This window comes from Halomonas hibernica, assembly GCF_013183775.1.
In the GTDB taxonomy this organism is placed as follows: domain Bacteria; phylum Pseudomonadota; class Gammaproteobacteria; order Pseudomonadales; family Halomonadaceae; genus Vreelandella; species Vreelandella citrativorans.
This window is the reverse complement of the sequence record NZ_VIFN01000002.1, coordinates 235,985-249,644: the sequence shown is the minus strand read 5'-3', so window position 1 is coordinate 249,644 and position 13,660 is coordinate 235,985. Positions and strand designations below refer to the sequence as shown.

Below are 13,660 nucleotides of genomic sequence, written 5' to 3'. Positions count from 1 at the left end.
AATGCTCAATCAACTGCTTGGCGAAGACACCGCGCTCTTGCGTCGCTATCTCGGTCTGGTCACTGTCTATGGTGTGCTAAGCGGTCTGACCATCTTGGCCCTTATCCCTCTTCTCTATTACCTCCTGATTGGCCAACTCAGTGTGGCCACCACATGGCTAGTAGTGCTGCTTTTCGGCATCCTAATCTGTTGGGGAGTGCGATGGCACGTGGAGCAGGCAGGCGTCCGTGTCGGCGTCGCCATCTTGCAGTCGGGCCGCCATCGCCTTGGCGAACACGTGATCCATCTGCCGGTTGGCTGGTTTACCGCGACAAATACCGCGCGCCTTAGCCATGTAACCACGCAGGGTATGATGGCGGTGGCCCAGCTTCCTGCTCACGTCTTTACACCGGTGATCAGCGGGCTTGTCACGCCTATCGTTCTCCTTGCCGCGCTATTGGTGTTGCATGCACCGCTGGGCATTGCGGCGCTGGTCGCGCTGCCGCTACTTTTGGGGGTTTTATTACTCACCGCCAAGCTTGCCCAGCATGCCGACAGGGCCTTCCAGCAACACTTTTCTGATACCAGTCAGCGCATGGTCGAGTTCGCCAGTGCCCAGACAGTCTTACGCGCCTTTAGTGGGAACAACCACAGCACACGCTTCTTAGAACAGGCCATGGAACAACAGCACCGCTCGGGAACAAGGCTGGCTTGCCTATCGGCACTTTCGGCGCTGCTCAATGCCTGGGCAGTGCAGACAGTCTTTGCCGTGCTGCTGATCGTCACAACCCTGTGGATCAATACGCTTTTGGAAGGATCACTGACGGCAGCGAGCATTATAAGCGTCATCATTGCGCTGGTACTGGTAAGCCGGTTCGTCGAACCGCTGCTGGACATCGCTCAACACAGCGACATTTTGCGTAGTGCAAGGGGGCAACTCGAAGAGATCCAGGCGATTTTCGACGCTGCCCCCCTAACCGAGCCAACGGTCCCTCAGCCACCGCGCGATGCCTCCATCGAATTGAGAGCCGTCCGCTTTCGCTATGCGCCGCATGAGCCCGACGTGCTCAACGGGGTTAGCCTATCTATCACGCCCGGTAGCATGACCGCATTGATCGGTGAGTCAGGTTCAGGCAAGACCACTCTGGCGCGCCTGGTCGCGAGATTTTTCGATGCAGATCACGGTAGTGTGCTCGTCGGCGGCGTGGACGTCCGCGATATGTCTAGTACCCAGCTGGCGGATCACGTCAGCCAGATCTTCCAGGAGAGCTACCTGTTTGCCGGCAGCATTGCTGACAATATTCGCTTTGGCCATCCCGACGCCAGCGATGCCGACCTGATGGACGCCGTGCGTCTGGCCGGTGTCATCGAGATCGTCGAACGCCTGCCCCAAGGATTGGACACACCAGTGGGCGAGGGAGGCGCCCGCCTTTCCGGCGGCGAACGGCAGCGTATCGCCATCGCCCGAGCACTCATTAAGAATGCGCCCATTCTGCTGGTGGATGAAGCGACTGCCGCACTGGATGCGGAAAATCAAGCCATCATTACCCAGGCGCTGGTGCGACTGAGAGGCCAACGTACGCTATTGGTGATCGCCCACCAACTCTCTACGGTGAGCATGGCTGATCAGATCATCGTGCTAGATGACGGACGCATCATTGAGCAAGGCGCGCCCGATGAACTGCTCGCTCAGCAGGGGCGATACGCCACGTTTCTTGACCAACGCCAAACCACCAAAGGGTGGCGCATCACCCCGGATAAAACGGGAGAAACCTCACAGTGATGCGCGTGTATCTGCCTCTCCTGTTTGTATTGCTGTGCGGGATGTCATTACTGACAGGCGCGCGGCAGATAAGCGGGTACCAACTTATCACCCTGTCAGATGATGCTTGGTTGACGTTGACGGCCAGCCGACTGCCGCGCCTGATCACGGTGTCCTTGACCGGAGTGGGCCTCGCGATTTGCGGTGTGATTTTGCAGCATATCGTGCGCAATAAGTTCGTGGAGCCCGCCACCTCGGGTGGGCTTGATGCCGCCAAACTGGGCATTCTCGTATCGCTGTCTCTAATGCCTACGGCTGGCGCTGGATCACGAATGCTTGCAGCCCTGCTCTTCTGCTTCGCTGCGAATGTTGTCTTTATCGCTATCGTTCGCCGCATCAAGTTCACCAACACGGTACTGGTTCCCGTCATCGGTTTGATGTACGGCGGCGTGCTAAGCGCCCTAGCCGAGTTCTACGCCTACCGCCATAACATCCTGCAAAGCATGCAGGGCTGGCTGCTGGGAGATTTTTCAAAGATCGTCCAGGGCCATTACGAAATCATCTACCTAATCCTGCCGGTCGTTGTGCTCGCCTACGTCTACGCTCATCGCTTCACGGTGCTGGGCATGGGCGAAGACATGGCGACGAGTTTAGGCGTGAACTATCTCGTCACCTCCGCCATTGGGCTGATGCTGGTGGCCATTACTGTCTCGGTCACGGTCATCGCGGTGGGCGCCATCCCCTTTGTCGGATTAGTGGTTCCCAATCTGGTAGCGCTCTACTACGGCGATAACCTGGCTCGCACCCTACCCGCCGTAGCACTGTCGGGGGCAACACTGCTGCTGGTCTGCGACATTGCGGGACGCCTGCTGATCTATCCCTTTGAAGTGCCCATCGGCTTAACGTCGGCTTGTGTCGGAGGCGTGCTGTTTCTGATCCTGATTGTCAGGAGGGCACAGTGATGACTATCAAAGCTCGCCACACCGTTTGGGCGGCCGTGATCGCTCTTGCGCTCGCTTTTGTCTTTGTACGCTCCGGTTTCGACTTCGAGTATGTGATACCGAAACGACTTGAGCGCTTGGCCACCATGGTGATCGGTGGCATTTGTGTCGCCTGGTCCGCCATTACGTTTCAGAGCCTTACCGGTAACCGGATATTAACGCCTGCCATCATGGGCTATGAGGCCGTCTATCTGCTGTTTCAGGCCCTGTTGATGCTGGTGCTGGGCACCCACAGTCTGATGGTGCTCGGCGAGCATGGCAACGCCGCACTCTCGGTCCTGCTGATGCTTGGCTACTCCTGGACGCTGCATCGATGGCTGTTTAGAGACGGCAGAGACAATGTCTATTTCCTGCTGCTGGTAGGACTGGTACTGACAATGGTCATTACCACTTTCACACAGTTCGTTCAGCTCAAAATGAGTCCAGGCGAGTTTTCCATTCTGATGGGTTACAGCCAAGCCGCTTTCGGTAACGCCAGCACCACACAACTGCTATACGCCACACTGATCGTGGCCGCGATTTGTCTGGTGGGACTGAAAAGCCTCCCAATGCTAGATGTGCTCTTGCTGGGCAGAGAGCAGGCCATGTCACTTGGCATCGATTATCGACGCTGCGTGCAACACCAGCTCTTTCTGATCGCCTCGCTGGTGGCTGTATCGACCAGCCTGCTTGGCCCCACGGCGTTCATGGGCATTTTCGTGGCCAATACGGCCTATGCGCTTGCAGGCACTTACCGTCATCGGGTCACGCTACCGGTGGGTTGTGCCCTCGCCATCGCCCTTTTCATCCTCGCCCAACTGCTGGTCGAACATCTCTTCAACTACACAACCACCGTCGGCATCCTCGTCAACCTCGTATGTGGGGCTTACTTCCTGTCGCTGATGGTGCGTACGCGAGGCGCAGCATGATCACGGTTCAAGACCTTCATAAAACCTACGGCGACCGTTCGGTGCTATCGGCGATCAATCTCTGCTTTCCATCAGGTCAGTTGACGTCCCTGGTGGGCCCCAACGGCGCGGGTAAGACGACGCTTCTGATGATGCTCGCGAGACTACTTAAGCCCTCTCGGGGGGATATTCGACTCGACGGCTCCCAGGTAACGCGCATTCCCATCAGCGAGTATGCCAGGCAGGTGGCCACGCTACGCCAGACGCCTGAGTTCAACCTACGCCTGACCGTCGAGGAGTTGGTCGCCTTTGGCCGCTTTCCCTATAGCCGTGGCACACTCACTCGGCACGACCATCGTGTGATTGACGACGCCCTGTCGTTTCTATCGCTGACGGCACTACGCGGTGCTTATCTGAACGAGCTCAGCGGCGGCCAACGCCAGATGACGTTCCTGGCCATGACCATTGCACAGCAAACCGATTACCTGCTGCTCGACGAGCCACTGAATAACCTCGATATCAAACATGCCGTTCAGATCATGCAGGCTCTTCGCCGTCTCTGCGACGAGCATGGACGAACGGTCATCCTGGTCGTTCATGACATCAACTTTGCCGCCAACTACTCCGATTACATCGTCGCCATGAAGGATGGGGAAGTGCACTGCGATGGCAACGTCACCGACGTCATCACCGAACGGCGCTTGAGTGAGCTTTACGGACTGAAGTTCGACATCGCCCATAACGAACGCGGTTATCTATGTAATTACTTCAAGCCCTCAGGAAACCTGGAATGAAACGATCTCTAAACAACCGCTTGGCACGCCTTCTCCCACTCGCCTTGGTGGCGTTGCTACAAGGGTGCGATCAGCCCTCAGCCAACAATATGTCCGCACAGGAGGCCATAACACCGATCACGATTCACCACGCGCTGGGAAGCACCGTGATCGATCACCGTCCACACCGGGTAGCGGCATTAGACATGAATGAAGTCGATTTTCTGGATCAGTTGGACGTTCCGGTGGTGGGCATGCCAAAGGACTTTATTCCCCATTTTCTGGAGAAGTATCGAGACGACCCGACGATTGAAGATCTGGGCGCTATCGTACGCCCTAACCTTGAGCGAGTGCATCGCGCTAACCCTGACCTCATTCTTATGACGTCGTTACAGGCCAACGACTATAACGAGCTGACTCAGATCGCACCCACGCTGCACTTTGACGTGGATTACCGCAACAGTCAGACCAACCACATTGACGTTGTCATGGATCATCTCATGGATCTTGGGCAGATCTTTGGCAAACAGAAATTGGCCCGTCAGCGGGCAGCCGAGCTGGTTCATACCGTCGAGGAGGTCCGGCGTGTTACCCAAGGCCGCCCTGAGAAAGCCCTTATCCTGCTGCATAATAATGGGGCCTTCCACTCCTTTGGCGTGCAGTCACGCTACGGCTTCATCTTCACTGAATTCGGCGTTGCCCCCGCCGCTCCCGACATCGATACCGGCCTGCACGGCCAGCCGGTTTCTAGCGAATTCATCCAGCAGGCCGACCCCGACATCATCTATGTCGTGGATCGTACTGCCGTAATGGAGCACCGGCCCACCATGAGTACCGACAGCCTGGCCAACCCCCTATTACGCCAAACTAACGCCTGGCGAAATGACCGGGTGGTCTTTGTCGACCCCGAAGCCTGGTATGTCACCGCCGCCAGCGTCAGCGCTCTGGCGATCATCGCGGATGACATTATCGACGGCTACCGGCACTAGCAGACCATAGCACTAAAGCACTAAAGCACCTAAAAAAACGCTTTCATCGACTGCTTCAATGCGCCTTTTAACAGGCGCTCAATTGAAGCGGTGTAGTTCCTCTGTGTTTAAAAATGGAGATCGACATGCCCTTACATTGCCACCACCGTCCCCTACAGCCGACGAGAGCACTACATTGCGCCTCTTGCTCAAACCCTTTATCGCTCGTCAGGAGCGCATTTCTGCTCGCTCTGAGCGCGAGTGCTGTCATGCTGCTGTCTTCACAAGCTCTCGCACAGGCCCAGGAGACCGAGACCCGCAGTACTACTGCCCTAGCACCCATCACCGTACACGGAGAAGCGACATCCGTTAACGATACGTATGCCGGCGGCCAAGTCACCTACAGCAACCGGGCGGGCTTCCTGGGGAAAAGAGACTTCATGGAGACGCCTTTCAATGCCATCAGCTATACGGATCGCTTTATCCAGGATCAACAAGCTCAGAGTATTACCGATGTAATTGCAGCGACGGATCCGAGTGTCTTCAGCAACGGCGTCACCAGTGCCTGGAGCGAAACCTATTCGATCCGTGGTTTTGACGCCAGCACACGTGACGTCACGTTCGGTGGTCTGGCCGGGATGGCCCCCTACTACCGTACGTCTCCAGAAATGTTCGAGCGTATCGAGGTGCTCAAGGGGCCTTCGGCACTACTCAACGGGATGCCGCCAGGTGGCTCCGTTGGCGGTGCCATTAACCTGGTTCCCAAACGGGCTGGCGATGAACCGTTGACGCGTTTCACCACCACGTATATGTCCGACGCCCAGATTGGCGGGCACCTTGATGTCGGCCGACGCCTGGGTGACGACCAGCAGTTTGGCGTTCGCGTTAACGGCGTATACCGCGACGGCGAGGGGGCTGTGGATAACCAGACACCAAAGGTTCAAATGGGCTCTCTGGGGTTGGACTGGCGCGGTGATCACGCTCGACTATCAGCCGACTTGTACAGTGCGGACGACCATATTGATGGACCCGCTCGAGGTATCAACCTGGCCCCCGGCCTGGCAGTTCCGACGCCTCCCGCCCCCGATACACTGATCAACCCGGACTGGGCCTTTGCCGACACGCGCGACAAGGGGGCCATATTGCGTGGCGAATTCGACTTTACCGACGAGATCATGGGGTACGCGTCAATAGGTCAAAGCGAAACCAATTACACCTACAACGGTGCCATGTCAGCCCAGGTGCTTGATGATCAAGGCAACTATCGCACAAGCGTTGGTCAGCTTGCCTTCGATGTCGAAAAAACATCGGCGGAAGTCGGGGTTCGCGGTCACTTCCAGACCGGCGCTGTCAGTCACGACATCAGCGTCAATGCCACCCATTATGAGCACGAGCAGCACGATTACGGGCGCAGAAGCGTTCCCGATGCGGACTGGATCACCAACCTATACAATCCGCAATGGGGCCCCGCCGCTGATTTCATTACACCGCACATCATGCATACAGAGCTACGCTTGAACAGCTACGGTTTGGCAGACACGCTCTCGTTTGCCGATGATCGCATACAGCTGACGCTCGGCGCCCGACGCCAGGAAGTGGTGAGCGACACCTACAGCGTGATGACCGGCACACGTATCTCCCGCTATGATGAAAGCGCGGTCACACCCGCCGCAGCACTACTTTTCAAAGCGACCGACCAGGTATCGCTCTACGCCAACTATATCGAGGGGCTCAGCCAGGGGGCCACGGCACCTATGACTGCCGCCAACGCTGGTGAGGTGTTCGAGCCTTACAAGACCAAACAGAGCGAGGTTGGCGTGAAACTTGATCTGGGTGATTTTTCACACACGCTTAGCCTGTATGAAATAAAGCGGCCCAGCAGCTACACCGACCTGGCAACCAATATCTTCTCGGTTGGGGGCGAGCAGCGGAACCGAGGAGTGGAGTGGAGTTTCTTCGGCAGTCCTCTCAGCAACCTGCGCCTGATGGGGGGCATCGCTTATGTAAACCCAGAAATCACGCGCGCCGCGAGCGATGAAGAACAAGGCAATCAGGCAACCGGCGTACCAGACCTGCAAGCCAAGCTAGGCACTGAATGGGATCTATCCGTAGCACCAGGGCTGACACTGACCGCTAATGCCACCGCGATGTCAGAGCAGTACATTAATAGTGACAACTCCCTATCAGTACCCGGACACACTATTTATGACGTTGGAGCACGCTACGCCTCTAACCTTTCCGGCTATCCACTCACACTGCGTGCCACTGTTAACAATGTGACCGATAAAACGTACTGGGCAATGCCACAACTCTCAAGCCTCGCATTAGGCGCCCCCCGCACCTTTATGTTTTCGGCCTCACTGGACTTCTAGACGACTGTAACAAGCGGTGCTAATGCCATAACACCGAATATTTTTCACTACTAACTCCGTAAAACCTCCCCACCTACGCTCGCCGAGCGGGCGTAGGTGTGGATAACTTAAACCGTTAGGTGCTGCTTGATCAGCTCGTTGGAAAGCTCGCTGATATCACCTTTGGCCACCGGGCGGCCGCGGTCCATTATCACAAAGCGGTCGGCGTATTTGCGCGCAAAGGGCAGCTTCTGCTCGACCAGCAGCACCGTTAGGGCGTCTTCGGCAATCAGCTGGCGAATCACCTGGCCAATTTGCGCGACGATATTGGGCTGAATGCCCTCCCCCGGCTCATCCAGAATCAAGAGTTTGGGCTCGATTACCAGCGCTCGGCCAATGGCAAGCTGCTGCTGTTGCCCGCCGGATAAGTCACCGCCGCGGCGGTGCTTCATCTCCTTGAGCACTGGAAACAGTTCATAGATACGCTCGGGGATTTTTTTCAGCTTGTCACTGCGTGCAGCAAGGCCGGTACGCAGATTCTCTTCTACGGTGAGTAGCGGGAAAATCTGCCGCCCTTGCGGTACAAAGCCAATGCCCAGCCGTGAACGTGCTTCCACGGCTTTTTGGGTTAACTCAACCGCTTCGCTGCTCGACTGGTAGCGCAACTGGCCACTTTTTACCGCCACTTCACCCATGATGGCTTTCATCAGCGTGGTTTTACCCACTCCGTTGCGGCCCATCACGCAGGTGCACTGGCCAGCGGGTACGTCCAGGTCCAGATCCCAAAGTGTATGGCTTTCCCCATAAAACTGGTTGAGCTTTTCAATTGCCAGCATCAGGCAGCCTCCTCATCGTCAGCACCCAGGTACACTTCGACTACGTTGGGGTCGCTTGAGACCTGATCCATGCTGCCTTCGGCCAACACACTGCCTTGGTGAAGCACGGTCACTTTGCGGGCAATTGAGCGCACAAAGCCCATATCGTGTTCCACGACGACCACCGACTGCTTACCCGCCAAACCGGTCAGCAGTTCGGCTGTACGCTCCATTTCCTGCTCGGTCATACCGGCGACCGGCTCATCCACCAGCAGTAACCGTGGGCGCTGCATTAACAGCATGCCGATTTCCAACCACTGTTTCTGACCATGAGAGAGAATGCCCGCAGGCTGAAAGCGCAACTGAGTCAAACCAATGGTCTCCAGCACTTCGTCGATGCGGTCTTTGATCTCACCGGTCATACGCGCAGTCAGGGTGGGAAAGATCCGTTTGTCGGCGGCCATGGCCAGCTCCAGGTTTTCGAACACGCTCAGTACTTCAAACACCGTGGGCTTTTGAAACTTGCGCCCGATCCCGAGGCTGGCAATTTCCGGCTCGTTCATATTGAGCAGGTTATGACGGCTGCCAAACCATACGCTGCCCTCAGTGGGCCGCGTCTTGCCGGTGATAATATCCATCATGGTGGTCTTTCCCGCCCCGTTGGGGCCAATAATGCAACGCAGCTCGCCGTCGTCGATGGTCAAATTCAGCTTGTTGATCGCTTTAAAGCCATCAAAGCTCACCGTGACGTCTTCCATATACAGAATCGGGCCGTGGCGTACGTCCACCGGGGAGGCGGCTGGCGCTATAAAGTCAAATACCCGGTCGCGGGTTTTGAATGACTGCAGCAAGCTCATGCAATAGCCTCCTTGGTGCCTGCGTTATCGGATTCAACAGCGCGACGGCGCTTGCGCAACAGCCCCGCCACGCCCTTGGGCAGCAGTACCGTGACGAGTACAAACATTGCGCCCAAAGCAAACAGCCACGCATCAGGCATGACACCGGTGAAAATAGTTTTGGCATAGTTGACTAGAATTGCGCCGATCACCGCGCCGTACAGCGTGGCCCGACCACCCAGCGCCACCCATAGCACGATCTCAATCGAGAACAGCGGCGAGAATTCGCTAGGGTTGATGATGCCCACCTGAGGTACGTAAAGCGCGCCTGCCAGGCCCGCGAGCATCGCGGACACCACAAACACGAAGAGTTGAAAGCGCTCTACCCGGTAGCCGATAAAGCGCGTGCGCGCCTCGGCGTCGCGAGTGGCCACGCACACACGCCCCAGCTTGCTGGTCACGATCGCCCGACAGAGGATATAACCCAGCGCCAGCGCCACGCCGGTGGCCAGAAAAAGTCCCAGACGAGTATCGTTGCTGCGCAGGTTGAAGCCCAAAAGTTCGCGGAAGTCGGTCAGCCCGTTATTGCCGCCAAAGCCCATCTCATTGCGGAAAAATGCCAGCATCAGCGCAAAGGTCAACGCCTGGGTAATGATCGAGAGATAAACCCCCGTCACCCGCGAGCGAAACGCCAAAAAGCCGAACACCAGCGCCAGCATACCCGGCGCCAGCAGCACCATGGCAAAGGCGAACCAAGCCATATCAAAGCCCTGCCAGTACCAGGGCAGACTTTCCCAGTTTAGGAACACCATGAAGTCCGGCAGCACCGGGTGGCCGTAAGTGCCCCGGTCACCAATCTGGCGCATCAGGTACATGCCCATGGCGTAACCGCCAATCGCAAAAAACGCCCCGTGGCCCAGGCTAAGAATGCCGAGATATCCCCACACCAGATCAACCGCCACGGCCAGCAGCGCGTAGCTTAGGTACTTGCCAAACAGGTTCACCGTGTAGGCGTTCACATGCAGCGGGCTGCCTTGAGGCAGTGCCACGTGGAGTACCGTCACGACCAGCAGCGCGGTGAACAGTACTCCTAAAAAGACCTGTGTGGCACGCTCACCAAACGGGCGGGTTAGCCAAAACTGGCTTGAAGGTAGTTGTGACATCATGGGTTAGCCCTCCGCAGCCCGGCCCTTCTGCGGGAAGAGTCCACGCGGGCGTTTTTGAATAAACAGAATGATAAAGACCAGCACGATAATCTTGGCGAGTACCGCGCCCGCCCAGGGTTCCAGCACCTGATTGATCACCCCCAATGACAGCCCGGCCACGAGCGTCCCCCAGAGATTGCCCACACCGCCGAACACCACCACCATGAACGAGTCGATGATGTAGTTCTGGCCGAGGTTCGGGCCGACATTGGTAAGCTGGGAAAGCGCCACGCCGGCAAGGCCGGCTACACCAGAGCCGAGTGCAAAGGTCAGGATATCCACACGGGTCGCGCGAATTCCCATGGAGCGTGCCATAGCGCGGTTCTGGGTCACGGCACGTACTTCAAGGCCCAGGCGGGTGCGGCGCATGATCAGCATCAAACCGGCAAACACCACCAGCGCAAAACCCAGTACCACCATGCGGTTTATGGTCAGCGACAGCGCGTCATTGATAATGAGCGACCCGCTCATCCACTCCGGAGTAATTACCGTGCGGTTGAGCGGCGAGATCACCGTACGCACCAGCTGCTGCAGGATCAGACTGATACCGAAGGTGGCGAGGAGCGTCTCCAGCGGGCGGCCTTTCAAAAACTGAATCACGCTGCGCTCAATGGCAACCCCCACCAATGCGGCGACCAGAAAACCTGCCGGAATAGAGAGAATCAACGCCAGCCCCGGCTGGCCGGGCAACAGCTGTTGCATCATCCAGGTAGTGTAGGCGCCCAGCATCATCAGCTCACCGTGGGCCATGTTGATGACGCCCATCACGCCAAAGGTAATCGCAAGACCAATGGCGGCCAGTACCAGCACTGACCCCAGGCTCAAGCCAAAGTAGAGCGTTTCAACCCCACGGTTGATTTTCAGGTTCTGTTCCACGCTGGCAAGCGCGGCGCGGGCGGCATCCGCAGCTACGGTGTCGTCGCCATTGGCCGCACGACTTAGCGCAACTCTAGCGCGTGGATGAAGGCTTCCGGTTAGCGCTTCGATACCCGCCATTTCACCCTGCTCAGCACGGTAAATGGCGACCGCTTGGCTCAGCCGATAACGTACCTGGCTATCCTTTTCTTCCAGAATGAGCGCATTGATGGGTTCAAGCAGCTCACCATCGACTTCACCCAGCAAACGTTCGGCAGAGATACGGCGGCGATCCAGATTGGGCGAGTAAAGGTCCACCACAGCAATCGCGCTGCGCAGCTGGTTTCGCAGGGCGTTATTGATGCCCATGCGGTCCAGGTCGCGGCGTGACATCTCACCCAGCGGTTCATTCGTCAAGGCGTCGGCCACCGGCCACTCTCGGCCACTGTTATCGAGTACGACAACAAACTGACCATCGTCGGCACGCTGCAAGCGGCCATCCAGCAGAGCCTGCAGCCAATCACGGGCGCGCTCGTCGTCGCTTTGCAATATGGCGGTAATCGCCTCGCCTTTATCGCGGTAGGAATCGACATCCAGCGCCTCAAGAAGCTCAAGCGCGGCGTCATTATCAGAAGTATCGGGGCCTGTCTGTGCCTGTACGTTGAGTGTTATGCCCAACAACACAGCGCACAAAAACCCCCAGGAAAGGAAACGCCTCATGGGGTTGTTCCTTTGGTGGTCAAGGTGGAGAGTTAGCGTGCTCCCTTGCCGCCCGATCAGGCGGGCGGCAAGGGGTGGCCAGTATTATTCGGCGAGCGCCGCTTCGGCTTCTTCAGTAGCGGTGCTGCCACCGCATGAGCCGTTCACAACGTTGAAGTTGCCGCACTCCATGGGCTTGCGCCAATCGGCAATCAGGTCGCGCGAGCCGGGCAAGTAGTCGGACCAGGCATCGCCGGCAACGGTTGAGGGCGTTTGCCAGACGATATCGAACTGGCCATTGTCCTGCACTTCGCCAATCAGTACCGGCTTAGTGATGTGGTGGTTGGGCATCATCGCCGCATAGCCACCCGAGAGATTGGGCACACTCACGCCGATAATGGCATCCTTCACCGCGCCTACATCGGTGGTACCCGCTTTACGCACCGCCTCGGCCCACATGTTGAAACCGATGTAATGGGCTTCCATTGGGTCGTTGGTGACCGCTTCTTCATTACCGGTGTGCTCAATCCAGGCGTCGATAAAGTCGTAGTTGTCATCGGTATCCACGCTCATGAAGTAGTTCCAGGCAGCCAGATGGCCAACGAGCGGCGCAGTGTCGATACCGGAAAGCTCCTGCTCACCTACCGAAAACGCAATCACTGGAATATCAGCGGCATCAATACCCTGGTTGGCAAGCTCGCGGTAGAACGGCACGTTGGCGTCGCCGTTGATGGTCGAGATCACCGCGGTAGACTTGCCCTCTTCACCGAAGCGACGAATCTCGGAGACGATGTTCTGCCAGTCGGAGTGGCCGAAGGGCGTGTAGTTGACCATGATGTCGTCGCCTGCCACGCCGTGCTCATCTTTCAGAAACGCTTCGAGAATGCGGTTGGTGGTGCGCGGATAGACATAGTCGGTACCCACCAGAGCAAAGCGCTCAATGCCGACTTCGTTAATCAAATACTCGACAGCGGGAATCGCCTGCTGGTTGGGCGCGGCACCGGTGTAGAAAACATTTTCAGACGACTCTTCTCCCTCGTACTGCACCGGGTAGAACAGCAGACCATTGAGTTCTTCAAACACCGGCAGCACCGCTTTACGTGATACCGATGTCCAGTTGCCGAACACCACGTCTACCTCATGCTGGGCCAGCAGCTCGCGGGCGCGTTCGGCAAACAGCGGCCAGTTGGAGGCCGGGTCCACTACCACGGCTTCCAGCTGACGACCCAGCAGACCACCGGCTTCGTTCTGCTGCTGGATCAGCATTTCAACAGTGTCTTTTAACGTCGACTCACTGATAGCCATGGTGCCAGAAAGGGAGTGAAGGATACCCACCTTGATAGGGTCATCATTGGCTGACGCATGAAACGATACCGAAAGGGCCAGTGCAGAAAGACCCAGCAGTGCCTGTTTTTTCAAGTTCATGTTTCGCATCCCCAAGCTGCAAGCGGGCAGCTAGATATTTGTCATTAATCAGGTGTACTCAATTGCCTGAAAGCGCCTGTAACTCGTCCTGCACATTGCACGAT

General features: G+C 57.2%; 11 protein-coding genes. 6 read left to right on the top strand and 5 right to left on the bottom strand.

Features of this window, described 5'->3' with window-relative positions:
* The first annotated feature begins 1 nt into the window (after nt 1).
* From FKN99_RS05450 to FKN99_RS05425, 6 genes are all read left to right on the top strand, one after another.
* Nucleotides 2-1,762: an ABC transporter ATP-binding protein gene (locus FKN99_RS05450; RefSeq protein ID WP_225733845.1), complete on the top strand. Its 1,761-nt coding sequence runs from the start codon at nt 2-4 to the stop codon at nt 1,760-1,762.
* Complete coding sequence (locus tag FKN99_RS05445; RefSeq protein WP_087110699.1) at nt 1,762-2,703, top strand: ABC transporter permease; 942 nt, start codon at nt 1,762-1,764, stop codon at nt 2,701-2,703. Before FKN99_RS05450 ends, FKN99_RS05445 begins: the two co-directional genes overlap by 1 nt.
* The gene (locus FKN99_RS05440; protein WP_087110697.1) at nt 2,703-3,650 is read left to right on the top strand and encodes an iron chelate uptake ABC transporter family permease subunit; all 948 of its coding nucleotides are present in this window, start codon (nt 2,703-2,705) and stop codon (nt 3,648-3,650) included. Before FKN99_RS05445 ends, FKN99_RS05440 begins: the two co-directional genes overlap by 1 nt.
* The gene (locus FKN99_RS05435; protein WP_172116956.1) at nt 3,647-4,423 is read left to right on the top strand and encodes an iron ABC transporter ATP-binding protein; all 777 of its coding nucleotides are present in this window, start codon (nt 3,647-3,649) and stop codon (nt 4,421-4,423) included. Before FKN99_RS05440 ends, FKN99_RS05435 begins: the two co-directional genes overlap by 4 nt.
* On the top strand, nt 4,420-5,391 hold the full coding sequence (locus FKN99_RS05430; protein WP_172116955.1) for a siderophore ABC transporter substrate-binding protein: 972 nt from the start codon (nt 4,420-4,422) through the stop codon (nt 5,389-5,391). Before FKN99_RS05435 ends, FKN99_RS05430 begins: the two co-directional genes overlap by 4 nt.
* Nucleotides 5,392-5,639: 248 nt before the next feature.
* Nucleotides 5,640-7,742: a TonB-dependent receptor gene (locus FKN99_RS05425; RefSeq protein WP_303393867.1), complete on the top strand. Its 2,103-nt coding sequence runs from the start codon at nt 5,640-5,642 to the stop codon at nt 7,740-7,742.
* 107 nt (nt 7,743-7,849) lie between these two features.
* Here the strand turns inward: FKN99_RS05425 and urtE are convergent, their stop codons facing one another.
* The 5 genes from urtE to urtA form a co-directional block, all read right to left on the bottom strand.
* Nucleotides 7,850-8,557 carry an urea ABC transporter ATP-binding subunit UrtE gene (gene urtE / locus FKN99_RS05420; protein ID WP_087110689.1) on the bottom strand — a complete coding sequence of 236 codons (708 nt, stop codon included), beginning with the start codon at nt 8,555-8,557 and terminating at the stop codon, nt 7,850-7,852.
* Nucleotides 8,557-9,393, bottom strand: a complete 837-nt coding sequence (urtD, locus tag FKN99_RS05415; RefSeq protein ID WP_087110687.1) for an urea ABC transporter ATP-binding protein UrtD — start codon at nt 9,391-9,393, stop codon at nt 8,557-8,559. Before urtD ends, urtE begins: the two co-directional genes overlap by 1 nt.
* A complete protein-coding gene (gene urtC / locus FKN99_RS05410) occupies nt 9,390-10,538 on the bottom strand; it encodes an urea ABC transporter permease subunit UrtC (RefSeq protein ID WP_087110685.1) in 1,149 nt (382 codons plus the stop codon). Before urtC ends, urtD begins: the two co-directional genes overlap by 4 nt.
* A gap of 3 nt (nt 10,539-10,541) precedes the next feature.
* Nucleotides 10,542-12,152 carry an urea ABC transporter permease subunit UrtB gene (urtB, locus tag FKN99_RS05405; RefSeq protein WP_172116954.1) on the bottom strand — a complete coding sequence of 537 codons (1,611 nt, stop codon included), beginning with the start codon at nt 12,150-12,152 and terminating at the stop codon, nt 10,542-10,544.
* 84 nt (nt 12,153-12,236) lie between these two features.
* Nucleotides 12,237-13,556 (bottom strand): urea ABC transporter substrate-binding protein, encoded by a 1,320-nt coding sequence (gene urtA / locus FKN99_RS05400; protein WP_172116953.1) that lies wholly within the window; start codon nt 13,554-13,556, stop codon nt 12,237-12,239.
* Nucleotides 13,557-13,660: the final 104 nt, after the last annotated feature.

Excerpts from the sequence above, each read along its gene's own strand:
- FKN99_RS05450 (WP_225733845.1), top strand. The coding sequence starts at position 2 with ATGCTCAATCAACTGCTTGGCGAAGACACCGCGCTCTTGCGTCGCTAT.
- FKN99_RS05445 (WP_087110699.1), top strand. The coding sequence starts at position 1,762 with ATGCGCGTGTATCTGCCTCTCCTGTTTGTATTGCTGTGCGGGATGTCA.
- FKN99_RS05440 (WP_087110697.1), top strand. The coding sequence starts at position 2,703 with ATGACTATCAAAGCTCGCCACACCGTTTGGGCGGCCGTGATCGCTCTT.
- FKN99_RS05435 (WP_172116956.1), top strand. The coding sequence starts at position 3,647 with ATGATCACGGTTCAAGACCTTCATAAAACCTACGGCGACCGTTCGGTG.
- FKN99_RS05430 (WP_172116955.1), top strand. The coding sequence starts at position 4,420 with ATGAAACGATCTCTAAACAACCGCTTGGCACGCCTTCTCCCACTCGCC.
- FKN99_RS05425 (WP_303393867.1), top strand. The coding sequence starts at position 5,640 with ATGCTGCTGTCTTCACAAGCTCTCGCACAGGCCCAGGAGACCGAGACC.
- urtE (WP_087110689.1), bottom strand. The coding sequence starts at position 8,557 with ATGCTGGCAATTGAAAAGCTCAACCAGTTTTATGGGGAAAGCCATACA.
- urtD (WP_087110687.1), bottom strand. The coding sequence starts at position 9,393 with ATGAGCTTGCTGCAGTCATTCAAAACCCGCGACCGGGTATTTGACTTT.
- urtC (WP_087110685.1), bottom strand. The coding sequence starts at position 10,538 with ATGATGTCACAACTACCTTCAAGCCAGTTTTGGCTAACCCGCCCGTTT.
- urtB (WP_172116954.1), bottom strand. The coding sequence starts at position 12,152 with ATGAGGCGTTTCCTTTCCTGGGGGTTTTTGTGCGCTGTGTTGTTGGGC.
- urtA (WP_172116953.1), bottom strand. The coding sequence starts at position 13,556 with ATGAACTTGAAAAAACAGGCACTGCTGGGTCTTTCTGCACTGGCCCTT.